This window comes from Kitasatospora sp. NPDC092286 (assembly GCF_044755565.1).
Taxonomy (GTDB): Bacteria; Actinomycetota; Actinomycetes; order Streptomycetales; family Streptomycetaceae; genus Kitasatospora.
This window is the reverse complement of record NZ_JBIVRD010000053.1, coordinates 26,110-52,709: the sequence shown is the minus strand read 5'-3', so window position 1 is coordinate 52,709 and position 26,600 is coordinate 26,110. Positions and strand designations below refer to the sequence as shown.

At 72.0% G+C, this 26,600-nt stretch carries 26 protein-coding genes, 1 tRNA gene and 2 pseudogenes; 18 read left to right on the top strand and 11 right to left on the bottom strand.

The genetic code is table 11. The features are described from left to right. Positions 1-140 precede the first annotated feature (140 nt). Positions 141-851 carry a hypothetical protein gene (locus tag ACIQIB_RS35420; RefSeq protein WP_363614813.1) on the bottom strand — a complete coding sequence of 237 codons (711 nt, stop codon included), beginning with the start codon at positions 849-851 and terminating at the stop codon, positions 141-143. 222 nt (positions 852-1,073) lie between these two features. Further along, positions 1,074-1,940 carry a hypothetical protein gene (locus ACIQIB_RS35415; RefSeq protein ID WP_400659642.1) on the bottom strand — a complete coding sequence of 289 codons (867 nt, stop codon included), beginning with the start codon at positions 1,938-1,940 and terminating at the stop codon, positions 1,074-1,076. A 708-nt stretch (positions 1,941-2,648) separates the two neighbouring features. Here ACIQIB_RS35415 and ACIQIB_RS35410 point away from each other — a divergent pair. The 6 genes from ACIQIB_RS35410 (at position 2,649) to ACIQIB_RS35385 (ending at position 8,319) form a co-directional block, all read left to right on the top strand. After that, positions 2,649-3,458 (top strand): transglycosylase family protein, encoded by an 810-nt coding sequence (locus tag ACIQIB_RS35410; RefSeq protein ID WP_400763059.1) that lies wholly within the window; start codon positions 2,649-2,651, stop codon positions 3,456-3,458. Between the two features lie 325 nt (positions 3,459-3,783). Then, a complete protein-coding gene (locus tag ACIQIB_RS35405) occupies positions 3,784-4,416 on the top strand; it encodes an alpha-ketoglutarate-dependent dioxygenase AlkB (protein WP_400763065.1) in 633 nt (210 codons plus the stop codon). A 230-nt stretch (positions 4,417-4,646) separates the two neighbouring features. Continuing rightward, on the top strand, positions 4,647-5,507 hold the full coding sequence (locus ACIQIB_RS35400) for an acyl-CoA thioesterase II (RefSeq protein WP_363614805.1): 861 nt from the start codon (positions 4,647-4,649) through the stop codon (positions 5,505-5,507). 225 nt (positions 5,508-5,732) lie between these two features. Next, positions 5,733-6,524, top strand: a complete 792-nt coding sequence (locus tag ACIQIB_RS35395) for a DUF1684 domain-containing protein (RefSeq protein WP_363614803.1) — start codon at positions 5,733-5,735, stop codon at positions 6,522-6,524. Between the two features lie 288 nt (positions 6,525-6,812). Then, positions 6,813-8,087, top strand: a complete 1,275-nt coding sequence (locus ACIQIB_RS35390) for an MFS transporter (protein WP_400763057.1) — start codon at positions 6,813-6,815, stop codon at positions 8,085-8,087. Between the two features lie 155 nt (positions 8,088-8,242). Continuing rightward, positions 8,243-8,319: transfer RNA gene (locus tag ACIQIB_RS35385), tRNA-Pro, on the top strand. A 391-nt stretch (positions 8,320-8,710) separates the two neighbouring features. Here ACIQIB_RS35385 and ACIQIB_RS35380 read toward each other — a convergent pair. Beyond that, the gene (locus ACIQIB_RS35380; RefSeq protein ID WP_400763055.1) at positions 8,711-9,799 is read right to left on the bottom strand and encodes a tyrosine-type recombinase/integrase; all 1,089 of its coding nucleotides are present in this window, start codon (positions 9,797-9,799) and stop codon (positions 8,711-8,713) included. Between the two features lie 552 nt (positions 9,800-10,351). Then, positions 10,352-11,497, bottom strand: coding sequence for a hypothetical protein (locus tag ACIQIB_RS35375; RefSeq protein ID WP_400763054.1), 1,146 nt, complete (start codon positions 11,495-11,497; stop codon positions 10,352-10,354). Positions 11,498-11,685: 188 nt separating this feature from the next. Here ACIQIB_RS35375 and ACIQIB_RS35370 point away from each other — a divergent pair, with 188 nt between their 5' ends. The 7 genes and pseudogenes from ACIQIB_RS35370 to ACIQIB_RS35340 all read left to right on the top strand — a co-directional run bounded on the left by ACIQIB_RS35370 (position 11,686) and on the right by ACIQIB_RS35340 (position 17,663). Continuing rightward, a complete protein-coding gene (locus ACIQIB_RS35370; protein ID WP_400763052.1) occupies positions 11,686-12,144 on the top strand; it encodes a DUF6924 domain-containing protein in 459 nt (152 codons plus the stop codon). 466 nt (positions 12,145-12,610) lie between these two features. Next, positions 12,611-12,817, top strand: coding sequence for a hypothetical protein (locus ACIQIB_RS35365; protein WP_400763050.1), 207 nt, complete (start codon positions 12,611-12,613; stop codon positions 12,815-12,817). A 33-nt stretch (positions 12,818-12,850) separates the two neighbouring features. After that, positions 12,851-13,536: pseudogene (locus ACIQIB_RS35360) on the top strand (type III effector protein). A gap of 185 nt (positions 13,537-13,721) precedes the next feature. Next, on the top strand, positions 13,722-14,192 hold the full coding sequence (locus ACIQIB_RS35355; protein ID WP_400763048.1) for a hypothetical protein: 471 nt from the start codon (positions 13,722-13,724) through the stop codon (positions 14,190-14,192). 93 nt (positions 14,193-14,285) lie between these two features. Further along, positions 14,286-16,226: a molecular chaperone HtpG gene (htpG, locus tag ACIQIB_RS35350; RefSeq protein WP_400763047.1), complete on the top strand. Its 1,941-nt coding sequence runs from the start codon at positions 14,286-14,288 to the stop codon at positions 16,224-16,226. Between the two features lie 244 nt (positions 16,227-16,470). Continuing rightward, complete coding sequence (locus tag ACIQIB_RS35345; protein ID WP_400763045.1) at positions 16,471-16,728, top strand: hypothetical protein; 258 nt, start codon at positions 16,471-16,473, stop codon at positions 16,726-16,728. Positions 16,729-17,021: 293 nt separating this feature from the next. Then, on the top strand, positions 17,022-17,663 hold the full coding sequence (locus ACIQIB_RS35340; protein WP_400763043.1) for a carbonic anhydrase: 642 nt from the start codon (positions 17,022-17,024) through the stop codon (positions 17,661-17,663). Positions 17,664-17,672: 9 nt separating this feature from the next. Here ACIQIB_RS35340 and ACIQIB_RS35335 read toward each other — a convergent pair whose 3' ends face one another. Continuing rightward, positions 17,673-18,317, bottom strand: coding sequence for an L-threonylcarbamoyladenylate synthase (locus tag ACIQIB_RS35335; RefSeq protein ID WP_400763041.1), 645 nt, complete (start codon positions 18,315-18,317; stop codon positions 17,673-17,675). Positions 18,318-19,285: 968 nt separating this feature from the next. Further along, positions 19,286-19,978, bottom strand: a complete 693-nt coding sequence (locus ACIQIB_RS35330) for a type III effector protein (protein ID WP_400763039.1) — start codon at positions 19,976-19,978, stop codon at positions 19,286-19,288. 109 nt (positions 19,979-20,087) lie between these two features. On the opposite strand from ACIQIB_RS35330, the gene ACIQIB_RS35325 reads away from it, so the two are divergent. The 4 genes and pseudogenes from ACIQIB_RS35325 to ACIQIB_RS35310 all read left to right on the top strand — a co-directional run bounded on the left by ACIQIB_RS35325 (position 20,088) and on the right by ACIQIB_RS35310 (position 21,865). Then, positions 20,088-20,522 (top strand): Hsp20/alpha crystallin family protein, encoded by a 435-nt coding sequence (locus tag ACIQIB_RS35325; protein WP_400763037.1) that lies wholly within the window; start codon positions 20,088-20,090, stop codon positions 20,520-20,522. A gap of 133 nt (positions 20,523-20,655) precedes the next feature. Continuing rightward, positions 20,656-20,895 (top strand): annotated as a pseudogene (locus ACIQIB_RS35320) (STAS domain-containing protein); the annotation flags it as partial. 108 nt (positions 20,896-21,003) lie between these two features. Continuing rightward, on the top strand, positions 21,004-21,408 hold the full coding sequence (locus tag ACIQIB_RS35315) for a DUF2267 domain-containing protein (RefSeq protein ID WP_400763063.1): 405 nt from the start codon (positions 21,004-21,006) through the stop codon (positions 21,406-21,408). 58 nt (positions 21,409-21,466) lie between these two features. Continuing rightward, positions 21,467-21,865, top strand: coding sequence for a DUF2267 domain-containing protein (locus ACIQIB_RS35310; RefSeq protein WP_400763035.1), 399 nt, complete (start codon positions 21,467-21,469; stop codon positions 21,863-21,865). Between the two features lie 422 nt (positions 21,866-22,287). Here the strand turns inward: ACIQIB_RS35310 and ACIQIB_RS35305 are convergent, their stop codons facing one another. After that, a complete protein-coding gene (locus ACIQIB_RS35305; protein ID WP_400763033.1) occupies positions 22,288-22,428 on the bottom strand; it encodes a hypothetical protein in 141 nt (46 codons plus the stop codon). Positions 22,429-23,270: 842 nt separating this feature from the next. Between ACIQIB_RS35305 and ACIQIB_RS35300 the strand changes: the two genes are divergently transcribed. Next, complete coding sequence (locus tag ACIQIB_RS35300; protein WP_400763067.1) at positions 23,271-23,465, top strand: hypothetical protein; 195 nt, start codon at positions 23,271-23,273, stop codon at positions 23,463-23,465. 228 nt (positions 23,466-23,693) lie between these two features. Here ACIQIB_RS35300 and ACIQIB_RS35295 read toward each other — a convergent pair whose 3' ends face one another. The 4 genes from ACIQIB_RS35295 to ACIQIB_RS35280 all read right to left on the bottom strand — a co-directional run bounded on the left by ACIQIB_RS35295 (position 23,694) and on the right by ACIQIB_RS35280 (position 26,559). Next, on the bottom strand, positions 23,694-23,978 hold the full coding sequence (locus ACIQIB_RS35295) for a hypothetical protein (RefSeq protein WP_400763031.1): 285 nt from the start codon (positions 23,976-23,978) through the stop codon (positions 23,694-23,696). A 371-nt stretch (positions 23,979-24,349) separates the two neighbouring features. Then, the gene (locus tag ACIQIB_RS35290; protein WP_400763030.1) at positions 24,350-24,937 is read right to left on the bottom strand and encodes a hypothetical protein; all 588 of its coding nucleotides are present in this window, start codon (positions 24,935-24,937) and stop codon (positions 24,350-24,352) included. A gap of 137 nt (positions 24,938-25,074) precedes the next feature. Continuing rightward, positions 25,075-25,482, bottom strand: a complete 408-nt coding sequence (locus tag ACIQIB_RS35285; RefSeq protein ID WP_400763028.1) for a hypothetical protein — start codon at positions 25,480-25,482, stop codon at positions 25,075-25,077. Positions 25,483-25,767: 285 nt separating this feature from the next. Continuing rightward, positions 25,768-26,559, bottom strand: coding sequence for a hemolysin III family protein (locus tag ACIQIB_RS35280; RefSeq protein ID WP_400763026.1), 792 nt, complete (start codon positions 26,557-26,559; stop codon positions 25,768-25,770). Between the last annotated feature and the right edge of the window lie 41 nt (positions 26,560-26,600).

Sequence of the window (26,600 nt, the reverse complement as noted above, 5' to 3'; positions counted from 1 at the left end):
GCTCCCTCAAACCCGAAAGATCATCGCGTCCAACAGCCACGGCCCTCGCAACTCCCACAGATCGCGGGTGTTGCGAGGACCGTTAGAACCCAAGCGGTGGCGGGGCCCTTGTGCGTGCGGGGGTGGGGGGAGGGCGGGGGTCAGTGCTGGTCGCTGCCGCGGCCCGGGGGGAGGGAGAGCAGGTTGCGGTGCCGTCCGCCGGTGCTCTGGCGGGTGGTGGTCTGGGGGGCGGTGTTCTCTCCGGGAGTGGTGGTGCCGTTGTCGGTGCCGGGACCGAGGGCCGGTGCGGGCGCCGGCGGCGGCGCGGGCATCGGGTGCGGGACCGGCCCGAGGTAGCCGGCGGCCACCCAGCCCTGGCCGTTGGTGAAGTGGGAGGCGGGCTGGGCGGGGGATGCGTCCTGGTGGCCGTTCGGGGTGTGCCGGTTGTTGTGATCGGCGCGACCGCCCTGGTTGGCGTGGTTGGGATGGCCGGCCGGGGCGGTGTGGCCGCCGCTGTCGCCGGTGGGGTCTCCGGAGGCGCCGAGGGAACCGTGCCCGCCGACCGGGTCGCCCTGGCCGCCGTGGTGGGTGTGGCCGGCCGCCCCGGAGCCGTTCTGCTGGCTCGGCATGAACTGGGGAATGCCGGCGGCCTGCCCGGCGTAGGTGTGGAACGCCTGGTGCTGCGGCGGGTACGGGCGAGGGTCGGCGAGTACCGGGTAGCCGTCCCGGACCGCGAAGCCGGCGAACTTCAGGTTCTCCTCGCCGGAGCGGTCGCCCGGCAGCGCCCGGAACAGACGCCGGTACTCGGAGTACAGCTCGTCGTAGATCGGTGTCGCCGAGTGCGGGTGCTCCGCGTCGTACGACGGGCGCATGCCCGGGATCGCGCGGGGAGCACTGGGGGACCGGCGGTGGGATGCGGGGACGTCGTAGCTGTACACGTAGGGGCCAACGAGTGAGAGCGGCAGGGGATGCGGGGTTGCACCGCCCCGGGAGCGCGGTCAGGGCGCCTGGGGCGGTGCGGAGACGCGGGGTGCCGCGGCGTTCGCGCCGTCGGCGCGCGGCACCTCGGCATGCGGGGCGGCGAAGGGGACGGCTCAGGTGCCGGCGAGCGGGAGCGAGGCGGCGACCACCTGGCCCAGCGCCACGGCGCGTTCGAGCGCCTGGCGGAGCAGGTCCTCGCGGGGCTGACGGCCGACCATGCCCGCGGGAACGGCGTACATCGTCACCTCGGCGAGCTGGTTCGCCGCGAACCGCCATGCGTCGGTGACCTGGAGCGGCTGGTGCGCCTGCCACCAGCCGGTGCTGCCGCCGGCGGCAGCGGGCTGGAGAATCGCGTGCAGCTTGCCCATCGCCACCAGCACGGACCAGCCGGGCAGTTGGTCCGGTGTCTTGTCGAGATCGGTGACGAGCTGGAAGCCAGCGTCCTGGAGGAGGTCCAGGAACTCGTCCGTGCCCGAGGTGTTGCCCGGCCGGCCGACCGGCCCGGTCGGCTCGACCACCAACGAGGCGTGGCCGGCGTCGCCGTGCAGGATCAGCCCGCAGGTGATGCCCAGGACGGCGGCCTGGCCCGCCGCGCTGGGCGTGGTGGGGGTGGGGGCCGGGGCGGCGGGGGCCGGGGCGGGTGCGGCGGGGGCCGGAATCGAGGCGGAGGGGGCCGCCGGGGCCGCCGCGGGTGCGTCGGCCTGGGCCTGACTGATGCTGCGCACCGCGCCGACCAACTGCTCCTCGGAGACCGGCACCACCTGCGAGGGGATGCAGCGGGCGTGGGCGAAGGCGAGCACCGCCGTCTCCTCGCCCACGAACAGCACGGTGCTGGTGGGCTCCTGGAACGAGTCGCCGGGGGTGCGGCAGGAGGTGCACTCGTAGCTGTCGGGGGCGTGGGCGCCGCCGAGTAGGCGGTCGGCCTCGTCGTCGCCGATCTCGGATCGGACCTCGTCGCTGACGTTGAGCATGCGCGGCACTGGGACTCCTCTGTGGGCTGTCGGGCTGTCGGGCTGTCGGGTACGTCGTGGGCGGGCGTGGGGTGTGCGGTGGGGTGTGCGGTGGGGCGGGTGTGGGGCGGGGTGGGGCTGGGCGGAGTGAGGGGTGCCGGTGGGGCCGGCCTGGGGGTGGACGAAGGGGCGCCTCCGGCCGCCATTACCAACGGACCCCTGTGTCAGGGGTCACGGGTGGCCGGTGAGGGTGACGGGAATTGCCCGGGATTCGACCGCGCCGCGTGGTCGCCTGCTCGCAATGTGTCGATGTCGATGGTGGGAGTGCCGGAATGGAAATGTGGGGTGAGACACGTCCTGACGATGTTTGATCTAGGAAACAGCGGCCAAATCGGACATTTGGGTCACCATTGCATGGTCGTTACCGCAGGTAACCCATGGCTGAGCTGGGCAGACCGTTGAGTGTTTGGTTTCCGTGACTACCGGCTCGTAGCTTCTTTGGCGGTGCAACGAGCACCACCCGGGTTCACCCCCGACGCACAGCCCGCCGGCTCAGCCCGGCGTCGGCAGTGCCCGCCGATGTGACCGCTCGAACAGGTCCCCGGTGTGTGGCGGGTGGCCAGGGGCGGCGCGGCACGTCCGACACGTGCCCGGCCGCCCGGCGGACGCGGTGAGCGAAATCGGCCCCTTCGAGGGTCTGGTTCCGCATGCCCGCCCGGGGCTGTCGAGAGGAACCTCATGACCTTCCGTAACGAGACCGCCGCTGCCACCCCCTCCACCGTCACCAAGCGCAACCGTGTTCGGATGGCCGTGGTGGCGGGCGCCGCTGTCGCGGCCCTGCCGGTGGCCGGCCTCGTCACGGCCACCTCGGCCTCCGCCGCGTCCGTCTCCACCTGGGACAAGGTCGCCCAGTGCGAGAGCGGTGGCAACTGGGCCATCAACACCGGCAACGGCTTCTACGGCGGTCTGCAGTTCACCTCCAGCACCTGGGCCGCCTTCGGTGGCACCGCGTACGCCTCGCAGGCCCACCTGGCCACCAAGGCGCAGCAGATCTCGGTCGCGGAGAAGGTCCTCGCCTCGCAGGGTCCGGGCGCCTGGCCCATCTGCTCCGTCAAGGCCGGCCTGACCAAGGGCGGCGCCCCGGCCGCCGTCGACACCTCGGCCGGCTCGACCGCCGCGAAGCCGGCCGCCCCGGCCACCACCCCGGCGCCGAAGCCCGCGCAGGCCCCGAAGGCCACCGAGGCTCCCAAGGCCGCCGCTCCCAAGGCCACCGAGGCTCCCAAGGCCGCCGCCGCGCCGAAGGCCGCCGACTCCGCCCAGTCGTGGAAGTCCGACAACGCCGCGAAGTCCGCCCAGGCGGGCAAGGGCCGGGCCTCGAACAACGCCAAGCCGGTCACCGGTGGCACCTACACCGTCAAGGCGGGCGACACCCTGAGCTCGATCGCCGCCGCCAAGGGCGTCGACTGGCACACCCTGTACAACGACAACGCCAAGGTCATCGGCGGCAACCCCGACCTCATCCTCCCGGGCCAGACCCTCACCGTCTGATCTCCGGCGCGCGTCGTGGTTCCGTAGGCGCCGTCCTCGGTCCGCGTTGTTCCGACGGCCGCTTCTCCGCTGTGCGGGGGAGCGGCGGTCGGCGTTCCCGGCCGTGTCCCGGGCCCGGGTTCCGGGTCGCGTCCCGTACCGGGGAGGGGCAGGTGCCCCGGTTTCACCGGTGCGCGAGGATGGTGGTGTGTCCCAGGGTGAACTTTTCGGCGAGCTCTCCGGCGAGCTGTTCGGTGCGGCTTCCGGTGGTGCTTCCGGTGGTGCTTCCGGAGCGGCCTCCGGCGAGCCTTCCGCGCGAGGGCGGTCCGAGCCCGCGCCCGGCGCCGTGCTCCTCCCCGGATGGCTCGACGCCGACGCCCAGCTCCGGCTGGTCGCCGCCTGCCGGGAGTGGGCCCGCCCGCCGGCCGGGATGCACACCGTCCGGATGCCGACCGGCGGCGTGATGTCCGTGCGGATGGTGAGCCTGGGCTGGCACTGGTACCCCTATGGGTATCGCAGCACCGCCGCCGACGGTACGCCCGTCAAGGCGTTCCCACCCGAACTCGGCCACCTCGCGCACCGGGCGGTCGCCGACGCGTACGGCGGGGAGGGCGAGCACGTTTCGGGCGTCGCGGGTATCGCGGGTGCCGGGGCGTACGAACCGGACATCGCCATCGTCAACCACTACCCGCACGGCGCGAAGATGGGTCTCCACCAGGACCGCGACGAGCGGGCCGACGCGCCGGTCGTCTCGCTGTCACTCGGTGACACCTGTGTCTTCCGGCTCGGCAACACCCGGACCCGCACCCGCCCGTGGACCGACCTGGAACTGCACAGCGGCGACCTGCTGGTCTTCGGCGGTCCGGCCCGCTACGCCTACCACGGCGTGGTCCGCACGCTGCCGGGCACGGCGGATCCGGCGCTCGGTCTCACCGGGCGGCTCAACATCACCATCCGTCAGTCCGGTCTGTTCGACTAGCTGGAGCCGTCCGGGGCTCCGGAGCCCGACCCCGAATCCTTGAGTCTCGAGTGTTCGAGTGCTTGAGTGCTCGAACCTCGTTCGAGTGAATCCGTCGAGGGCGCTCCGGTGTGCGGGAATTCCCGGGCCCTCCGGAGAATTCGACTGGGCTGGAGAATTCGATAGAACGGGCGCCGGCAGCCGGACGGAAGATCTCCGTCCGGGCCGGGTGTCCGGAGAGGAACGCACGCATGGGTACCCCCGTCGACGAACTCGTCGAACTGCTGGACCTTGAGCAGATCGAACTGAACATCTTCCGCGGGCGCAGCCCCGAGGAGGCGCTCCAGCGCACGTTCGGTGGCCAGGTGGCCGGCCAGGCGCTGGTCGCGGCGGGGCGCACGGTGGACGGCGACCGCCCCGTCCACTCCCTGCACGCCTACTTCCTGCGCCCCGGTGTGCCCGGCGTGCCGATCGTCTACCAGGTCGACCGGCTGCGCGACGGCCGCTCCTTCACTACCCGCCGGGTGCTCGCCATCCAGGGCGGCCGTTCGATCTTCGCCCTCACCGCCGACTTCCACCTCCCCGAGCAGGGCGGCATCGAGCACCAGTACCCGATGCCCGCCGTGCCGGCCCCCGAGAGCCTGCCCAGCGCGCTGGACGAGGTCGGCTCGCGGCTCGGCGAGCTGCCCCCGTTCATCAGCCGCCGGCAGCCCTTCGACATCCGGTACGTCGACCGGCTGCGCTGGACGAAGGAGGAGCTGGCCGGTGTCGAGGCCCGTAGCGGGGTCTGGCTGCGGACCAACGGCTCCCTGCCCGACGACCCGCTGATCCACGTCTGCGCCCTCACCTACGCGAGCGACATGACGCTGCTGGACGCGGTCCGGGCCCCCGTCGAGCCGCTCTGGGGCACGCGGCACTTCGACATGGCCTCGCTCGACCACGCGATGTGGTTCCACCAGCCGTTCCGGACGGACGACTGGCTGCTCTACCAGCAGGAGTCCCCGATAGCCCGCGGCGCCCGCGGTCTGGCGCGCGGGCAGATCTTCGACCGCCGCGGGCAGCTGGTGGTGTCGGTGGTGCAGGAGGGGCTGTTCCGGCCGCTGAAGGGCTGACACCGCAGGGTCGGTCGGGGGGCTGTCCGGGCCGGTCGAAGGCCGGTCGGGCCGGGGTGGTGGCCGTGGGGGCTGCCCGGCGTCGGCCGGTCCGGCTCCACGGGGTTCCGGATGCGGGAATGATCCACCCCGGGTGTCGGCGTTGATGCTGTTGACGGACTTGATGCTGGTGACGGACAAGGGATGGCCCGGGCGGGTCACGGACCGGAGTGGGAGGGCGTTTCGATGACGGCGACAGCCGCGGAGGAATGGAAGCACTGGAGCGACAGCCGAGCGGCGTCGGTGAGCGCGCCGCACGGGCAGCTGGCGCTGACCGGCACGCACTGGCTGGAGCCCGAGCCCGCCGGGATACCCGGCCTGCCCGGCCGCTGGTGGGCCGATGCCGAGGGCGTCCGGGTGCGGGCCGAGGCGGGTGACGGCATCACGGTCGCGGGAGCGTCGGCTCCCGTCGACGGTGAGGCGCTGCTCCGTCCGGACACCGACCCGGCCGGCGACACCGCCTCCCTGGGCGAGCTGCGGCTCGTGCCGATCGAGCGCGAGGGCGAGCTGGCCCTGCGCGTCTTCGACCCGGCCGCCCCGCGCCGGGTGTCCTTCGCAGGGATCTCCGCGTACCCCTACTCCCCGGAGTGGGCCGTCCCGGCGGTCTTCACGCCGTTCGAGGGCGACGGTGGGCAGGCCGTCCTCGTCCCCAACGCGGACGGCAAGGAGCGGCCGCTGGCTGTCGTCGGCCAGATCGCGTTCACCGTCGCGGGGGAGCACCGCACCCTGACGGTGAGTGGTTCCGGCGGCGGGCTCAGCGGTGTCATCGCGGACGCGACCAGCGGCACGGACACCTACCGCTTCCGCTTCATCACCCTCCCCGCCCCCGATGCCGACGGCCGCACGGTGCTCGACCTCAACCGGGCCTACCTGCCGCCGTGCGCCTTCGCCGACCACTTCATCTGCCCCTTCCCGCCGCCCGGCAACCGCCTGGACTTCGCGGTCGAGGCGGGGGAGAAGCACGTCCTGACGCGGTAGTCCGCGGGTCAGCTTCCGTAGGTCCGCTTCCGTAGGTCCGCTTCCGTGGATTCGCGCCGCCCACCGGCCCGGTGGGCGGCGGTGGGCTTCCGGCGCTTTCCAGCGGGTTTCCCCGGAGTTTTCCGCTGGGCGGGGTGCCCGCGCGGGCCGGGAGCCGACTGGTGGGTACCCCGGTGGGCGGGGCGTCGGCGGACGGGTCGAACATGGGTGGCTGTGTCGACCAATCATCCTGCCAATTCGCCCTCGGCCACTCCTCCGATCCCTCCTGCGTCGGCGCCTCCCTCGCCGGTGCCTCCCGCGTCGGCCTCTGCCAGCCCCGCCCCACCCGCTCCCTGGTACCGGCGGGCCTTCGCCGACCTCAGCCCGCTCCGCGAGAACGCCGACTACCGGCGGGTCTGGTTCGGTCAGGCGGTCTCGTCGATCGGCCAGCAGATGACGGCCGTCGCCGTCGCCGTCCAGGTCTACGATCTGACCGGCTCCAGCTTCGCCACCGGTCTGGTCGGCCTCTTCTCCCTCTTCCCGCTGATCGCCTTCGGCCTCTACGGCGGCGCGATCGCCGACAGCGTCGACCGCCGCCGCCTCGGGCTCATCGGCTCGGCCGGCCTCGCCGCCGTCTCCGCCCTCCTGGCCGCCCAGTCGCTGGCCGGCCTCGGCCAGGTCGCCGTCCTGTACGCCGCCGTCGCCGTCCAGGCCGGCTTCTTCGCGCTCAGCTCGCCCGCCCGTTCGGCGATGATCCCGCGCCTCGTCCCGAGCCACCAGCTCCCCGCCGCGAACGCCCTGAACACCGTCAGCATGAACCTCGGCCTCACCGTCGGCCCCATGCTCGGCGGCGTCCTCATCGGCGCCTACGGCGCCCAGGCGGCCTACCTGGTCGACACCGTCGCCTTCGCGGCGACCATCTACGCGATGTGGCGCCTGCCCGCCATGCTCCCGCTCGGCGACCGCAAGGGCCGGGCCTCCGTCCTCGACGGCCTGCGCTTCCTGCGCGAACAGCCCAACATGCGCACCAGCTTCCTCGCCGACCTGGCCGCGATGGTCTTCGGCATGCCGCGCGCCCTCTTCCCCGCCATCGCGGTCACCTTCTACGGCGGCGACGCCCGCACCGTCGGCCTCCTTGTCTCCGCGCCTGCGGTCGGCGCCCTGATCGGCGCCCTCTTCTCCGGCTGGGTCGGCCGGGTCAACCGCCAGGGCGTCGCCATCCTCGTCTCCGTCGTCGCCTGGGGCCTCGCCATCGCGGCCTTCGGCCTGGTCCGCAACCTCTGGCTCGGCCTCCTCCTGCTCGCCGTCGCCGGCTGCGCCGACACCGTCAGCATGATCTTCCGCAACACGATGATGCAGGTCGCCGCCCCCGACGAGATGCGCGGCCGCCTCCAGGGCATCTTCATCGTCATCGTCGCCGGGGGCCCCCGACTCGGCGACTTCGAGTCCGGCGCCGTGGCCTCCCTCACCAGCCCCGCCACCTCCGTCATCAGCGGCGGCCTCGCCTGCGTCGCAGCCGTCCTCCTCCTCGCCGCCCGCCGCCCCGCCTTCCTCGCCTACGACGCCCGCCACCCCACCCCCTGACCCCACGACCCACCCCACCCCCCGCCACCCGCAAACCTGGCAGCGAGCACCCCCCGACGTGCTGTATTGTTTTCCACGTCGCCGGGACACCGGAGACAAGGTCGAGAAGCCCCACAGCAGAGCCCCCCAGGCCCCGCTGCAAGGCGCCGAGACCACGGGACGTGGCGCAGCTTGGTAGCGCACTTGACTGGGGGTCAAGGGGTCGCAGGTTCAAATCCTGTCGTCCCGACCAGCGTTTTCGCAGGTCGGAGGCCGTTCTTACCAATTGGTGAGGGCGGCCTTTTTGCTGTGGTGGTCGCAGTGTGGTCGTGAACGCTCGTTCGCGTCGCATCAGAGGGCGTTTCAGGGGTGCTCGGGTTGCTCTGACACAACCATTATGCGGTTTTTGTTCGCCTGTCGATGTAGCTGAGTGTAATCGCTGGCTGATTGAGCTACTGGTCGGCGTTGAGGCAGGTGGGGTTCCCGCAATCGGGCATGACTGTGGGGCCCGCGGCGTCAGTCGTTCTTATGGGCCGCGTGCCTGACTGGGCGTCATTGCCGGGCGGGCGGTGCCGTCGGGCTGTCGGCCCCTACCTTGGTGCGAGGGGCTCGGTGGGTCGAGTCGGCCCCGCTATGCGTAGCCGTCAGGCTGCGTGGCTGAAGAACGGGTTCGGCAAGGGTCTGCTGGGGGCGAGGGTGTCGGTGCCGGATCGTGTGCGGGCCTCGACGAGGCAGAGCCTGGCCTCGATGGTGTGCACCGCCGCCATGGCGACGTCCCAGGTCAGGTGGCTGTAGATGTTCGCGGTGGTCGACAGCGTCGAGTGCCGCAGTGTCTTGGATATGACGGCCATGGAGACGTTGCCCTCCAGGGCGAGCGTGGCAGCCAGGTGTCGCAGGTCGTGGATGGTGACGTGGGGAAGTCCGGCCTGTTCGCGCAGTTCGTGGAAGCGCCGGCGGACGGCGGCCGGGTGCAGGGGCTTGCCGTCGGCGTCCTGGAAGACGTGATCGTTGTCCGTGGAGGTGCTCCTGGCCATGGCGCGCTGGAGGGCTGCGGCGACACGCTCCGACAGGGGCACCCAGTTGCGGCTCTTCCTGGTCTTCGGCGCGGTCAGGACCAGCTCGTGATTGTCGATCGCGGAGAGGGTGTGGCGGATGTACATGACGCGGTCGTCGATCCGCACGCACTGGCGCTGGAGGCCGAGTGCCTCGCCCTTGCGCAGGCCGGTGCCGACGATGACCTCGATGAGGTCGGCGAAGGCGGGATCGACGTCTCGGCAGTGGGTGAGGAACTCGACGGCCTGCTCCGCGCTCCAGGGCACGCGCTCGTCGGGGCGGGGCCGGCGCATGGGCAGGGGCTGGGCAGCGTTGAAGGGAAGCCGGTGGTTGCGGACGGCGGTGCCCAGGGCGCTGGAGAGGGTTGCCAGGCAGTGGTAGACGGCCTGGCGGCCGCGGCCGGCCTCAAGCTGTTGGTGCGTGTAGGCGGCGATGTGATCGTGGGCGAGCTCCTCCAGGCGCAGCTCGCCGAACACGGGGATCAACTCGCAGAGCACGTAGGTGCGGTAGCGGGCGTAGGTGGTGGGCTTGAGCAGGAACTCCATCGACTTGAGCCACTTCGTGAGGTAGGCGGCCACCGTCTCGTGCGGGTCGGCATCGAAGCCGAGTTTGCGGCCTTCGAGGAAGCGGCGCAGCGCGCCCTCCGCGTGCCACTCATCCTCGAAACCGCTGCGGCGCACGGTGCGCCTGCGGCCGTCGAGGGAGGGGATGTCGACTGCGAAGGTCCACCTGCCGTGCCCTTCGTCGGCAAGACGCGGACACCCGGCCCCGAGCTGGCGCCGATCCGCGTCACGACACCCGCACCGACGGTAGACCCGGCCCCGTCGTCGTCCCGAACTGCGCACGTTCTTCTGCCTCCTGCGGTCCTGATTCCGTGATCAGCCCGCGAGGCTACACATCCCGCGTCTGGATGGCCTGCTGCGACCACCATGCGATCACCAACACGGAATCATGGCGCTGACCTGCGACTTTCGGTGAGCGCCCGCACCTGGGCATGCGGATGTGCGGACGACTCCCTCGATACCCGAGTCGGCACTGCGGATGCCCGGAACTTCGTTACTGTACGTAACTGCCTGAGGGTCTGGAGATGGAGGCTATGCCCCTCGATGCGGCTACGTCGTGTCACTGAATAGCGGGCCGGGTCGGCCGACCGCGGGTGCGCTGTGGGTACCGGCCGGCCCGGGTTCAGACGGGACTCCGGGGAATCCGTGGACGGGTGGGCGCGGCGGGCGTCAGATGAGTCGGTCGCGGTGGGCGGCCGCGGCTTCGCGAACGAGCTGGGCGAAGTGGCTGCGACTGCGGTCGTGCGGCTGTCCGGCGTGCTCGGCGTCGTCCCGGTTCTCGTCGTCGAGGTCGTCCTCGTCGTCGAGTTCGTCGTATTCCTCGTTGAGGAGCCGGCAGCCGTGGATGCCGGCGAGGAGGTCTTCGAGGAGGTCGGGGGCGGGGCGCTTGGGGTCGAGCGGGGTGAGGCGCAGGCCGGTGTCCTCGGGGTCGGTGTCCGGGCCGGTGTGTTCGGTGAGGGCGTCGTCGAGGTCTTCGAGGTGCTTGCGCAGGCCGGTGGGGTCGGGGAGGAGTCCGTCGGCGACGTGGAGGGCGTGGCGTACGAGGCCGGTGACCGCGTCGTAGGGGGAGACGCCTGATTTGAGGAGTTGGAGGACGAGGGTGGGGGTTTCGTGGGGGAGGGCTTCGATGTCGTCGGCTTCGAGCAGCACGGTGGTGGGGGAGTGGCCGGTGGCTTCGGCGGTGACCTCTGCGGCGGCCGCGAGCCAGTGTGCGGCGGCGACGGCGGCGGCGGTGGGGTCGATCTCGGTGAGGAGCGCGGCGGGGCCGAAGGGGTTCTGTTCGAGGAGGCGGTCGGCGGCGGCGACCTGGACGGGGGAGGCGCCTTCGCGGCTGAGGAGGACGGCCTGGCGGGCGCGGCCGGTGAGGTCGCCGAGTTCGGCAATCTCCACGGCGGCGAGCTCGGTGGCGGTCTCGGCGAGGACGGCGTCGGTGAGCTTCTGGTCGTCCAGGGCGTGCAGGGCCCGGCCGGCGCGGTGGGCGGATTCGACCAGCGGGCTGTAGGAGACGTCGAGCATGCCGTCCCGGGGGAGGTTGGGCCGGGCGATGGCACCGGGGACCTCGTCGAAGGACTTGCGTTCCTCCTCCCGGCGCCAGCCCTCGGAGCCGGACTCCTGGGAGGCGGCAGCGCTGGCGGGGTGGGTGTAGGTGCGCCAGGCGGCGTCGGACAGGTTGCTGAGCGCGCGGGCCAGGCGCAGGAGAACGGAGGTCTCGGCCCCGGCCGGGAGGGAGGCTACCCGGGTGGCGAGGTCGCCTTCACCGGTTCCCCACGCAGCGATCAGCTCACGTCGGTCGGGGTCGATGCTGTAGCGGGTCACGAATCCCTACCTCCAGGACTGCTGCAGTGCTCGGTCACCGTGCGGGCCCATTGTGACCGACCGGCGGGAGTCGGAGGCGCGGTCGCAGGCCTTCGGCCCGGCGGCGGGCGGACTCGATCGGGAGTGGTCCGGTTCCTTCGCGGTACGGTCGTCCCGTGACTTAACTTCCCGGCAGTTCAGCCGCGTTGGTGGTGCGTACCGACTTCTCCGGATCCGTTTCGTGGGAGTGTCTGCGCAAGGTTCTGGCCACTCCGAACGAGTGCGGGTTCCTTCCTGGCGTCGAGCTATTGGACGATCCCCGCTTCGCGGGTGCGACCTGTGCCGGGGCGAGGAACCTGCTGCCGGGCGACTATCGGCACCGACTGCTCGTCCTGGCGGACACGGTGGCGCTCGGCTCGGCCGAGCTGCCGGTCGTCGTCGTGGACCTGTGGGGTGGGCCGGGGCGCTTCATCCGGGTTGTCGCCGCGGAGCTCTGGGGGATCGAGAACAACCCGTCGATCGCGAACATGGACTTCGACGATTTCGCCCGCGCCGTCGACCAGGACGGGGCGTTCAAGGGCTTCAGAGCCGGATCGGCCGGCAGGCCAGGGCCGCTGGTTGCCGCCGACCTTCTCGTGCGGTCGCGTTGTCTCGCTGTCGGAGAGTGATCACGAGTCCGCCCGGCCTCGGGGTAGCGGGCCGACAGGGGGCGATGCGGGGTAGGGCGGCTCGGTCGCTGAGGTAGTTCCACCCTGAAAATTGGATGTCACGGGGGTTGGCGTGGTGCAGAGCTTGGCACTCGGGGCTGGCCGGGAACCTGATCGTCAGGAGATCGTCCGCCGTGCGGCCCGTTCGCCCGAACTCCGATGCCTCCTGGCCTCCGAGGCGGGTTCGGACGGGAGGCGTGTTGGTGGTGGACGAGTTGACGTGGGTGATGCAGCGGCGGCTGGTACTGGCCGATCGTGCCGAGCGGCTGCGGAAGGAACTTGCCGAGCTGGACGCGGAGGTTGTACGGCTGGAGGTTGCGGAGGTGGTGTGCGGGCAGTTCGCCGACGCTCAGCGGGCCAACCGGGCGGATGACCCCGCCGTGACCGATGAGTTGGAGCGGGTCACGACCACTCCCAGGCGGGCGGGATGCTGCTGGTCCCGCACCGCGAGGAAGGCATGGATGCCGGCGTGCCGCCCGCCGACCACCTGGCCATCCTCAAGGCCGCCGCGGGGATCGAAGGAGCGGTCAAGGCGGGGGACGTGGCGCCGGCGCTCGCCAAGGGAGTGCAGTCGGCGCAGGTGGTTCGCACCGGTGCGGCGCGACGCGAACCGTGTACCATGTCATCCATATGATGACAAGCATCTGGTCATCGAAAGGGTGACGACATGGATATCCAGGACACCGGCGCGGCCGGGGCGGGGCCTGCTTCGTTCCTGGCCGCCGCCGCCGCGCTGGGCATGATGGACGCCGCCGCCCGCACCGCCCGCCACGCACCCCCGGACGACGCAGGACAAGCGATCCGCAGCAGGCCCTCTCCGCACTCCTGCTGCTGCGCCACCTGCGCGCGGAGCTCGCCGACTGGGAGACCGGCCTGATCGAGACCGCCCGCGACGCGGGCGCCACCTGGGCCGACCTCGCCGAACCGCTGGGCGTCCAGAGCCGCCAGGCCGCCGAACGCCGCTACCTGCGCCTGCGCCCCAATGCTGACGCCGGCACCGAGGCGGGCAGCACCGGCGAGCAGCGCGTCCAGGCCACGCGCAACCAGCGCGCCGCCGACCGCGCGGTGACCACCTGGGCCCGCGACAACGCCGCCGCCCTACGCCGCCTCGCCGGACAGATCGGCGCCCTGGACGGCCTCGGCCCCCAGGCGGCCCCCGCCATCGATCGCCTCCTGGACGCACTGGGCCACCACGACCCTGCCCGTCTGCTCGCCCCGCTCGCCGAGACCCGGCCCCTCCTGGAGGCGGGCCACCCGAAGATCACCGACCGCCTCGATCAGCTCACCGCCCGAGCCGACCAGCTGCGCGACGACAGCGCTCGGCAGCGCCGCACACCGCCAGCCGGCCCGTGACCGAGCCAGGCACGCCGCTGCCGGTCCGCGACCCGCACGTTGCGGTTGACCGCTGTAGGCCTGCACGAGATGCCTGTCCCGTTATGCGGGGCGCGAGTTGACGCCCTGACGGCCCTCGGCGTGCAGACCGCCCGTATCTTCCGAACCGTGACGGCCATGCCCGTCCCCGACCTCAGCCGACTCCCATGACTCCAGCCGACCTGCAGCAGCTGCTCATCGAACGTGCCCGGGGTATACCGGGCATTACCGGTGCCGGCAAGCGTGACGACGACAGCCCCTACGGACTGACCGTGACCCTGGAGGGTGGCGGACAGGTGTGGTGGACCATCACCGGCGCCAGTGGCTCCGCGCCCGCCGTCACCAACGGCGACGGCGACGGCGACGGCGGCGTGGAGGTGCCGGACCTGACGGGCTCGTCGGTTCCGGTGGCCCTCGTTGAGCAGGCCTTGGTCGCCGCCGCCGTCGGGGCCGACGACGCGGCCGGCGGGATCGTGCGCGTCGACCGGTACAGCACGCGCCCGGACCCGCCCGCGGTCCGCTACGGCGCGACGCTGGAGTGCCGAGACGGCTGGAAGCTCTTCCTGTCCTGCTACGGCACCGCCCGGCCCGGCCATACCCGCCCCGAGCAGCCCTACCAGCCCCTCAGCCACATCTGAACACCCCCGGGGCCAGCCACGCAGTACACCCGCTGGCCTCGGTGGCTTGACCGAATACGAAACCCTTTCCACCACTCGAAGGAGACGCCTCCCGTGGCCAGTCCGACCCAGACGCTGGAGTTCCAGGCGGAGACCCGCCAGCTGCTGCAGCTGGTGATCCACTCGATCTACTCGAACAAGGACATTTTCCTGCGCGAGCTGATCTCCAACGCCTCTGACGCCCTCGACAAGCTTCGCCTGGAATCCCTCACCGACTCCACCCTCGAGGCCTCCGACCCCCAGATCATCCTGGAGGTCGACAAGGGCGCCCGCACCCTGACGGTGCGGGACAACGGCATCGGCATGACCCGCGACGACGTCGTCGACCTGATCGGGACCATCGCCAAGTCCGGCACAGCGGGCCTGCTGGCGAAGATCAAGGAGGCGAAGGACGCGGACGCCGCGCAGCACCTGATCGGTCAGTTCGGGGTCGGCTTCTACTCGGCGTTCATGGTCGCCGACAAGGTCACCCTTCACACGCGTCGCGCCGGCACCGAGCAGGGCACCGTGTGGGAGTCCGACGGCGAGGGCACCTACACCATCGCGGAAGTCGAAGGTCTGCCGGTGGGCACCTCGGTCACGCTGCACCTCAAGGCCGAGGACAGTGAGGACGGGCTGGGCGACTACCTGGCCCAGTGGAAGATCCGGCAGATCGTCAAGCAGTACTCGGACTTCATCCGTTGGCCCATCCGGATGGCCACCGAGTCCGGCAGTACCACTGCCGACGACAGCGCCGACGCCGACGGTGAGGCTGCGGGCGAGCTGGAGACGCTGAACTCGATGAAGGCGCTGTGGGCCCGTCCTCGCAGCGAGGTGACCCAGGCCGAGTACAGCGAGTTCTACCAGCAGATCAGCCATGACTGGCAGGCCCCGGCCGAGACGATCCACATGCGCGCCGAGGGCACATTCGAGTACGAGGCGCTGCTTTTCATCCCCGCCCATGCCCCGTTCGACCTGTTCTCCCGGGACACCAAACGGGGTGTGCAGCTGTACGTCAAGCGAGTGTTCATCATGGACGACTGCGAAGCGCTGATGCCGAACTACCTGCGCTTCGTCAAGGGCGTCGTGGACGCCCACGACCTCTCGCTGAACGTCTCCCGCGAGATCCTGCAGCACGACCGCCAGATCACCGCCGTCCGCCGGCGGCTCGTCAAGAAGGTCCTCGGCGCCCTCAAGGACATGCGGACCAAGAACGGCGAGACCTACGCGAAGGTGTGGGAGCAGTTCGGCCGGGTCCTCAAGGAGGGCCTGATCGAGGACCACGACAACACCGACGCGCTGCTTGAACTGGTCAGCGCCGCCTCGACCAATGACGCGGAGAAGCCGACCACGCTGCGCGAGTACGTGGAGCGGATGAAGGACGGCCAGGACACCATCTACTACCTGACCGGCGAGAACCGGGCGATGGTAGAGAACTCCCCGCACATGGAAGCCTTCACCGCCAAGGGCTACGAGGTCCTGATCCTCACCGACCCCGTCGACGAGGTCTGGACCGACCAGATCCCCGCCTTCGACGGCCACCGCTTCCAGTCCATCGCCAAGGGCCAGGTCGACCTCGACCACGACGCCGACGCCGAAGGCAGCGACGAGGCGAAGGCGGAGAAGGCCCAGCGCGAACAGGATTTCGCCCCCCTCCTCACCTGGCTCCAGACCACCCTGGCCGAGCACGTCAAGCAGGTCCGCCTGTCCACCCGCCTGACCACCTCCGCGGCGTGCCTGGTCGGCGACGCCCACGACCTGACCCCCACCCTGGAGAAGATGTACCGGGCCATGGGCCAGGAACTCCCCCAGGTCAAGCGCATCCTCGAACTCAACCCCACCCACCCCCTCATCACCGTCCTGCACCAGGCCCACCAGGCCGGAGCCGACAACCCGGCTCTCGCCGAAACCGCCGAGCTCCTCCACGGCAGCGCCCTGCTCGCCGAAGGCGGCGACCTGCCCGACCCGGCCCGCTTCACGCGCCTGCTGACCGACCGCCTCACCCACGCCCTGTAGACCCCGCACCGCGCTCGGCCGTCCCCGCCCGGCGCACGCCGTAGGAAGGGCCTGGGGCGCTGCACCCGAGCCGCATCGAACCGAGCGTCCCGCCGGGGCCGACCCTGGCCCCGGCGGGACGCGTGCGCAGCGCCCGGTTCGGCATCCACGCCCCCTGCGGCCCCACCGCCATAACGCGCGCTCGGCAGCCGGAAACGGACCCCGGCCACCCGGCGGCCGCCCGACCGACCAAGGAGACAGAAGCGTGTACCAGGACACCGACCGCAAGAACCGCACCCTGGCCGACCGCGTCAACGAAGCCGCCGATCGCCGCCTCGACCAGGGCACCGAGCAGGACCGCGCCGCCGGGACCGCCCTGCTGGCCGACATCCTCCACGCCGCCTCCCAGCACGGCGTCACCCTCGACACCTTCGACTGGGTCACCGACCTGCCCGGAAACTGCTACGCCGTCGTCGTCTCCCCTCTGCACGCGCGAACCACCGAGTGGGCCACGGCCAGCTGAACTCGAGGAGCCGGGACGCCTCACCGTCCCCTGTCACCGAGCTTCGCGAGGGCTGCTGCGCCGCAGGCTCCCCCTGAAACGGGAGAACACGCAGCGGCCCAGGACGAAACCGGTGTGCTGAGGCCCGAATTCCACCACCCGGCCGACACCCCCGCCGCAGTCCGGACGGCCAACTGCGCGCTCTCACGGCCGAGGCGGACCCCGGCCCGCTCAATGCGTTCACCGGGGGCTACCGGAACCGCGGGAAAGGGGCGCCCGCGCGCACTGCTCAGGCCAGGTCGTAGTCTGCAGCCATGACCGATGCCCTCATTGCGACGCCCCGGAACGCCTTCGAGACGCTGCTGGCCGGCAACCGGCGGTTCGTCGCCGGAGCTTCGGAGCACCCGAACCAGGATGCCGCCCGCCGCACCGAGACCGCACCCGCCCAGAGCCCGTTCGCGGTGCTGTTCGGCTGCTCGGACTCCCGGCTGGCCGCCGAGATCATCTTCGACCGGGGGCTGGGCGACCTGTTCGTGGTCCGCACCGCCGGGCACGTCCTGGGGCCGGAGGTTCTGGGCAGCATCGAGTACGGGGTGAGCGTGCTCGGCTCGCCGCTGGTCGTGGTGCTCGGCCACGACGCGTGCGGCGCGGTAGCGGCCACCCGCGCCGCCATCGCCGACGGCACCACCGCCGGCGGCTACGTGCGGGACGTGGTCGAGAAGGTCACCCCCAGCGTGCTGGCCGCCCGCGCGGCCGGGCACACCGAGGACGCGGACTACATCGCCGAACACATACGGCACACCGTCGACCTACTGCTGGACCGCTCCCGCGCGCTTGCCGAGGCGGTCCAGGCCGGCCGGGTCGCCGTCGTCGGGCTCTCCTACCGGCTCGCCGACGGCACCGCCCACCTGGTCACCACCCGCGGCCTCGACCTGCCCGCCGGCTCGGCGGCGTGACCCGGCTGCTCAGCGTTCCTCCAGGTCCGGCACGACCTTGCGCAGCTGTTCGGCGCTGACCGCGCCCGCGCGCAGGAGTACGGGGGACTGGCCGGTGATGTCCACGATCGAGGACGGCACGGCCGCCGGCGTCGGGCCCCCGTCCAGGTAGACGGCCACCGCCTCACCGAGCATGCCGCGTGCGGCGTCGCAGTCCTGCGGCGACGGCTTGCCGGTCAGGTTGGCGCTGGAGACGGCCAGCGGCCCGGTCTCCACCAGCAGGTCGATGGCGACCGCGTGTGCGGGCATCCGTACCGCCACGGTCCCGTGCGTCTCGCCGAGATCCCAGACGAGCGACGGCTTGTGGCGGGCGACCAGGGTCAGCCCGCCCGGCCAGAACACCTCCATGAGCTCTCGCGCGCGCTGAGGCAGGTCGTCGACCAGGAGATCCAGATCGCCCGGCGAGCCGACCAGCACCGGGGAGGGCATGTTCCGGCCTCGGCCCTTGGCATCGAGGAGCCGGGCGACGGCCTCAGGGTTGAAGGCATCGGCACCCACCCCGTAGACGGTGTCGGTGGGCAGCACCACGATCTCACCCCGCCGCACCGCCGAGACGGCCTCGCGCAGGCCCATGGCACGCTCGAAGGCATCCGAGCAGTCGAAACGACCGGACATCGCAGTTCTCCCAACGAGCGGGCGCGCCCCGCACCTTCATCCGCGTCGATGAGCCGACACGGCCAACGCCGGTCACGATACCGGGCACAACCGGCCCCTGGCGCGAAGGATCTACCCCCTGCGCCAGCCGACAAGGCCCACGAAACACCGGTCTTTCCGGACCACGGATGCCGTGAGGACGTCCGAGTGGCCCAGCGACACCGCTGTCGCCCCGCCTGGGATCAGGTGAAATCCCTTGCTCTGAGAACCACCGCGTCAAGCGACTGCCGGAACACCTGGCCCCCCGTTCCGCCGGGCCCCTGCCCGGGCTGCACCCCGGGCGCTACCGCCAGCCTCCACCGGCCGCGCCCGCCGGTACGGTACCGACCGGTGTGGCCACAGGGCACCGGGGCTGCCGGTGGGGATGGCCGCCCGAGCCGGCGATGGCCGCGTGACCTGCCCGTGTCCTACGCGGCGACGGCGTGGGACACGCACGCAGAGCACTCCGCCTCGGCCTGGCCGCCTCGCCAACTCAGGGGCGGGGGCGGGGGTGTCCAGCCCGGTAGGGCAGGGACGAAGCCGGCGGCTTCGCTCGGCCGTGGCGTCAAATCGCGGCGTATCGCCGGGAGTCTCCGGGGCGGTGGTTCTCCCTGTCATACGGGTACCCGGATCGCTGCCTGGCGGCCTTTGGGGCGGGTCGCGGTGCGTCCGGGACGGTAGGTGCGTGCCGGTGGCCAACCGGGCCGGAGGGGTTCTGAGTGGGGGCTCGCGCCGGTTGCTTCGGTGGGATGGTCGGAGGCTCCGTGGGCGTGGGGAAGGCATGCGGGGGCCAGGACCCGTGGGCCAAGTCGTGGTGGAGGGCGTCGAGTCTGGCCAGGCAGGCGTCGACGGTGGCGATGGCGGCGCTGCTGTGCTCGCGGATGCGGCGTTCGATGTCGGCGAGCCGGTCTTCGATGTGCTGCCAGCGCTCTTCGGCGGTGGTCAGGGGGTCAGGTGCGTCGTTGGTCGCTGTCATGGCGGAGGCGGTCGGTGCGGTGGGTGAGGTCGTCGAGGCGGGCGGTGAGGTCCGGGTGGGCGGCGAGGTGGGGACGCATGTCGGCGAGGGGCGTTATCAGGTCGGCCGGATCGGCGGCACCGAGGGCGGTGGTGAGCGCGGTCAGCGGGGTGCGGGCCCGGGGTGGGAGGCCGGGTGCGGCGGTGATCCGGGCGGCGAGGACGCGCAGGTCGGCGGCGTTGTCGCGGGCCCAGGCGGTGACGGCGCGCTCCGCGGCCCGCCGGTCGCGCACTGCCTTGACGCGCTCCGCTCCGGTCGCGGCCTCTTCCGGTCTGCCGCCGGCGGGGCGCAGGCGCAGGTAGCGGTTCTCGGCAGCCTGGCGGCTGGCGACGCCCATGGGGTGGGCGAGGTCGGCCCAGGTGGCGCCGCCGTCACGGGCGCTCTCCACCAGGCCCGCCTCCCAGCCGGCGAGCTCGGTGCGCAGTTCGCGCAGCAGCACCAGGGCGGCCAGGGCCGGCTCGGGGCCCTCGTCCGGTGCACCGGTGCCGGGCAGGGTGGTCGGGCTGGTGTTCCGGGCGGTGCGGACGGCGTCGTCGATGGCGGCGAGCGCGGCGGCCGCGGCGAGGAAGGACGCCGGTCCTGTCGGTGGGCCGCCGCTGGTGGCGGGCGGGTCGGGCCGTTTACCCATAGATGTCACTCCTTCAGCGACTCAGGTATTTGTCATCGAATGGATGACATGCTAGAACGGATTCAGGTGAAGCGCACTGGCTCCCATTGATCAGTGGAGGTGTTTCGCGATGCTGATGCGCACTGACCCGTTCCGCGAACTGGACCGGCTGACCCAGCAGTTCCTGGGCACGAACGGCACCTGGTCGCGGCCGGCCCCGATGCCGCTGGACGCCTGCCGGGTGGGCGACGAGTACGTGATCTGTTTCGACCTGCCCGGGGTGGACCCGGACGCGATCGAGGTCGACGTCGAGCGGAACATGCTGACCGTCAAGGCCGAACGCCGCCCCCGCCACCAGGGCGACGACGTGAAGTGGGAGCTGTCCGAGCGCCCGCTCGGCGTCTTCTCCCGCCAGGTCATGCTCTCCGACACCCTCGACCCCGCGGGGATCAGCGCCGACTACGACACCGGTGTGCTGACGCTGAAGATCCCGATCGCGGAGAAGGCCAAGCCCCGCAAGGTCGAGATCAGCCACAGCGGCGACCGCAGGCAGATCCAGGCCTGACCCCTCCCCGGACCGCCGTCCCGCACCGCCGACCCCCGGGCCCTGCGGGACGGCCCCGGCCGGCTCCACCGCCCGGCCCCGACCGCCCCGGCACACCAAGCCGTACGGGCCGGGCCGACAGCGGGAGACCACCATGCGCGACGACCAGGTGCACGAACCCTTCGCGCTGCGGGCGTGCTGCGAGATCGACCTCGACACCGCCCCCGCGCTGCGCCGAGCTGTGACTGCCGCGCTCGGGGCACATCGGGAGGCGGTGCTCGATCTGTCGAAGGTGACATTCATGGACTGCGCGGGCCTGGGCGCTCTGGTCCGGGCCCGCAACCAGGCCGACCGGTGCGGCAGCCACCTGGTCCTGCGCGAGGCCGGCCGCCGCGTGGTCCGGCTGGGCAGCTCACCGGTCCGCACCGGCGCCTGGTCGTCGAGCCCTGACCGGGCGTCGACGGCGTTCGCGCCGATGCCCCGGAACGGAGGGAGAGGAACCGTGGCTCTTCGATGGGAGGCGTTCCTGGATGAGGTCCGGGAACGCGGTGAGTACGACACACCCCGGGAGGCCGAGCGGGCGGCGCGCGTCGTCCTGGCCCTGCTCGGCGCCCACCTGGTCGGCAACGTGCGCGCCGAACTGGCCGCCCGACTGCCCGAGACCCTCGCCCTGATCCTGCTCAACCCGCTGCAGGCCGCCGAGCCGCTCGACCCCGAGCGGTTCACGCGCGCGACCGCGGCCTGGATCGAGGGCGCCACCGAGACCACCGCCCTGTGGGACATCGGCGCGGTCCTCAGCACCGTGGCCGACGCCGCCGGCGACGATCTCACCGAGCGCGTCCTGCTCCAGCTGCCGCCCGGCTACGACCTCCTGTTCGGCCGGCCCCGGCCCGGCCACCGCCCCTGAACACCGCCCGCGCCGCCGCACCCGCGACCGGCCCCGCCCCCTCTGGAAGGCCACCGCCATGACCCGGTACCGCCTCCTTCTCCAGCAGGTCCGCACCCTGGGCCGCTACACCTGCGACGAGGAGGCCGAGCGCGTCCTCGCCGCAGTCCTGGCCGTCCTCGGCAGCCAGCTCACTGGCGAGGCACGCTGCGACCTCGCCGCAGCCCTGCCCGAGCGGGCCCGCGCCGTTTTCGCCGCAAAGATCCCGCTGCCCGAGCCCGTCGACGCCCCGGCCTTCGTCGAAGCCGTCGCCCGCGCCCTGAACACCAGCCTCAACGCCGCCCGCTGGGACGTCTCCTCCGTCCTGGCCGCCCTCACCAGCCTCGCCGGCGACCACCTCACCGACCGCCTCCTCGCCGACCTGCCCCGCGGCTACGCGCTGCTGTTCGGCCGCGCCGACCTCACGATCGCGGCTTGACCCGGGACGGCACTACCGGTGCCGGCCGCCCTGCCACGCTGGGTGACCGGCGGCCGGCGCCGGACCGTCAATCCAGCCGGCGGCTGACACCGGAGCGCAGGCCGACCACGCACGACCGCCCGCCGGGTACCGGTTCGCATCCGGCGCCACGCCGGTGCAGCCGCGACATCCACCTCGGCCAGGCGTGACCGGCCCAGCCCTGCCGAGCACCGACTGGAACCGGAAACCATGCTGGAGTTCGCCCCTGGCCGGGCATCAGCTCCCTCGACCCGGCCAAGCAAGGCGAGCGCGCTGCGCACCACGACGCCAGGCGCAGGATCGACCGGGACATCTGGCCGGGCAGGTCCGCGAGCGCTGCCCGGCAGGAGTCACCCCTGCCCATGGGTGCCGGCTGGGCGGGCGGTGTAGGCGTTGCGCAGGGCCTACAGGTCGGCGATGGAGGCCAGTTCGGCGAAGCGGGCCAGCAGGCGGCGGATGGTTCGGTCGCCGCCGCGGACAGCCTCGGTGATCGCCTCGACGAGGGCAGGCCGCCCGTCCCGGGCAGTCTCCGGCGCTCCGGGCACCAGGTCCTCCACTCCCGCCCCCTGCGCGCTACTGCTTGATCGTCGGCAGTGCGCGGCGGCGGCTCGGGGGGTGCCGCCGCCGCGCACCGGAAGACTACCTCACTCGCAGCGAACGCAAAATCTATGCGCGCCGGAGTAGACATTAGTCGCGGGCGGCTCTAACATTTCTCTCGTAGACAGCAGTCGGCGATACCGGCCAGACACGAACTGGCCGGGGTTGTTGGACAGAAGTTCGCAGGTCGGTCCGGCAGTGGAGTTCCGAAGCCAGGCAGGTGCAGGACGGCGACGGGACTGGTTGCCGGACCGGGCGGCCCGCAGGTATCAGGGGCCGCCACCAGCGGTACCGGTTGTACGCAGTTCAGTGAGTGCAGTACTGGCAGTCGCGAGACAGGCAGGACCTCGGTAAAGGCGCCCAGGCTGCGGGCGCGCGTGCCGAGAAGTCCGCAGTGGGGTTCCGAGTCGACGCAGATGCACGACGGGCGACGGGGCTGGCTGCCGGAACAGGTGGGCCATCACGGCCGCCGACGGGAAGTCACAGTTCAGCAGGCGCAGTAACAGCGGTACGAAAGTGACAGTGCAGTCCAGAGGATGAATGGAGGGCGCAAGCGCCATCAGGATTGCCCGGCCCGTGAACACTCGCCCGGGCGGACACCGCAGACCCCAACGCAAGGACGGTGGTTTCCGGTCACGCATACGCGATCCCCGCACACCCCGGCCCCCGGGGCAGCGCGGAACCCAAGGACCGGCCCAGGCCGGTAGATGGTGTTGTTCCCCTTCGGGGCCCCGGAGCCGACACGGCGCCGGGGCCCCTCAACGCGTTCTCCCAGAACCAGAGAGGTGCAGTGACGACGAGAACCCCCACCACCCCCGGCTTCCTCCGAGCCCTCGGCGAACACCGTCTCATCACCCCCCTGCGCTCCGACGGCGGACACCGCCGCTGCTCCCGCTACCAACTACGCATCGCCATCGGCTCCTGGTCCCCGGCTATGCCGATCGCCGCCAGCGCGTCCCGCTGCCGCACCAGGCCCTGCTGCTGACGTCGGCGGGCCCGGCGCGCCGACGGTTCTGCTCCGGTTGACGGGCCTGTCGTACGGTTGAGGTCGCGGACGAGTGTCCACGCTGATCCGGTCCCGGTCCCAGCCCGGCTTTCCCGGTCCTGAGTAGTAGCGGTACAGCCGTGAACGGTGAGATTGATCTTGCTGGCGATCCCTTCCGGCGCCGCCATCGATGTGTCGAGAGCGGTCACCGGCCGGGCCCAGTTCGGGTCAGCTCTCCCGGCCGCCGGGGATGATCCGCAGGACGGGGCCGGCGGGGGCGAACTCGCCGAGGTCGAGAACGGCGTCGCGCCAGTTGGCGATCAGCTGCAGCAGCCGGGCAGTGTCGTCGGGGAACGGAGGCGGATCGGTGCCGGGGACGACGGGGTGGAGGATGGCCGCGGCGAGCCGGACGGCGTGCAGGGCGGTGGTCGCGCGCGGGTCGATCCCGCCGGCGTGCCCGACGTGCCGCAGGGCGGGGAGGCGCTTCCGCCCGGTGTCTTCCGGCGCCTCCACCTGGACAGTGGTCGTAGCCGGTCCGGCGCCTGCCTCGGATACCGTGTTCCTCTACGGGGTGCCATAACGGATGTGACGCCCCCCACCGGAGGTAAGTCAGCGTATGAGTTCAAAGCGCAGCAAGAATCCAGCCCTGCCCGTACTTGACGACGCATTCCGACTCGCGTCGGTCAAGGACGCCGAAGAGTCCACCCGTGACTTGGCCGCGCGGCTGGCCACCACCGAGCTGCGCCGCGTTTCCCACCCGGGCCGGGTCACCTGGGAGCCCACCGATCAGGCCGAGCCCGTCCCGGTCCCGCCGACTGTGGTCGACGGTGACGGGGACCTGTGGCTGCGGGACCGGGGCACTGGCACCTGGACCATGCCCGAGTTCAACCCGCAGGAGTTCCCGGCCCGCTGTGGCGAGGTTCTGACGTGGAACCAGCTTGCGTGCGAGTACGGCCCGCTGACTGCACTGGCCGACGACCGCCGCATCGGCGGCGGCCGGCGCTGACCGCGCAGCCCTCTGGGATGACCGCGCCCCTGAAGCGCCCGTTGCGGGTGGCTGGGAGCTCCAGCTCACCGCCGAGCTCGACGATGGCGGCGAGCAGGTGAGCGTGGTGGTGGCGTGCGATGGCCTCGAGCAGCGCGGTACGGGCCTGGCGCCACCCGACGTCCTCGTTGCGGTCGGCGTCGGTGGCCCAGCCGGGTAGCGGTCGGCCTTCGCTTGCCGTGGTGAGCGCGCGGCCCAGCTCGCCGATCGACTGCTGCCAGTCGGCCAACTGCCCGAGCAGGCCGCGCACCAGCTCGTCGACGGCGGCCGCCGGGCCGGAGCCGAAGGCCCGCGCTTCGGCGGCGGCCTCGGCGAGGACGTCTTCGTCCAGGTCCTCGAGGGCCTCGCGCCACGGAGCGGCCGCAGCGTCGAAAGCGGCCAGGGCGGCGTGCAGCTCGGCGTCGAGAGCGGCGGGCGACCACGGCAACGGGGTGCGGGGCGGACGGACGACGGACGGAGGCGGACAGGGCGAGCCCGGCACCTGGGGCGAGCGAGCCCGCGCCGGGTGGTGCTGCTCACCCGGCGGCCGGGCAGCCCGAGCGGTCGTCGGCCGTGTTGGTGCCGTCACCGTTCGCCGCCCAGGTCCTCGACCACGCGCAGGATCAGCTCGGTGGCGATGCGGTACAGGTCCTCCCACTGGTCAAGGTCCAGGCCGAGCGCGGGGTCGTCGGCCACCCGCAGCAGAGCGGCGGCCGCGACGCCGGACCCGGCGGCGGCGAGCGCGTTGTGCAGGGCCTGCGCGCACGCCTGCTCGTCGCGGTCACCCTGGTAGTGCAGGGCGATCTCGAAGGACTTGGCCGCACTGTCGAAGACCCGCCGGGCGGGCGGCGGCCACGCACATGTCGGAGGTGGCCAGCTCGCCGTCCGTTCGCGGCCGAGGAGCTGTGGGCGGGGCGCACCGCCCGGGTGGTCGCGATGACCGGCCTCAACGAGGAACAGATGATGCGGGCACTCGCCTGGCAGGACGGCCATGGTCACGGCCATCCGTCCGGCCGCGCCCGGGGGTGAGCGCCCAGAGCGCGGGCGTGGTCCTGTGGGTTCGTGGTGGTCGACCGGTGGCGGCCGGGGCGAGGCTGGTGCCCGCCGTGTTGGACCGGGTGCATCGGCCCGATCTGTGATGCCGTCCGCGCCGGCCGACGTGCGGCTGCGTGGTCGTGTGCGCCGGCTGTCGGGGCCCGCACGGGTCGCACCGCATATACGGGAGCCCGGCCCCGCAGCCGCCTGTTGCGCCAGTGTCCGCGTGCCTTCGACGACCAGTCATGTGGCGGCCAGGAAGACGGCCGTGTAGTGCGCGCTGAACGCGGCGATGGTGAGGGCGTGGAAGACCTCGTGAAAGCCGAACCACGACGGTGACGGGTCGGGGCGCTTGAGTCCGTAGACGACACCTCCCGCGGTGTAGAGCAGACCGCCGACGATGACGAGGACGACGACCGCGGTGCCGCCGGTGCGTGCGAAGTCGGGCAGGTAGAGGACGGCTGCCCAGCCCAGGGCGATGTAGCACGGGGTGTACAGCCACCGGGGAGCCCCCATCCACAGCGTGCGGAAGGCGATGCCGGCCAGGGCGCCCGCCCACACCACGGTCAGCAGCACCGTCTGGCGCCGTCCGGGCAGCAGCAGCACCGCCAGCGGGGTGTAGGTGCCGGCGATGATCAGGAAGATGTTCGCGTGGTCGAGTCGCCGCAGGACCGCCTCCCCGCGCCGGCCCCATGTTCCCCGGTGGTAGACGGCGCTGGTACCGAACAGCAGCCAGGCCGACAGCGCGAACACCGAGCAGGCCGCCACCGCCGCGGCCGGGCGCGCAAGGGCGATCAGGACGATGCCGCCGGCCAGTGAGAGCGGGAAGATGCCGGCGTGCAGCCAGCCGCGCATCCTCGGTTTCAGCGCCGCCTCCTCGCACTGCGCGCCGCCGGCCGGGTCGGTGGCTGTCAGCCGGGCAGTCGTGCCGGCGGGCGCATCAACTGCGGCGGCGTGGAGGGAGCCGGACGTGGTGCCGGGGCCGGGCCGGGACTTTCCTCCGTCTCCCGGCGGCTGGGTGTCTTCGGCGATCATGCGCTCATTTTAGGAAAGGCTGATGACGTGCAGCCGACGCC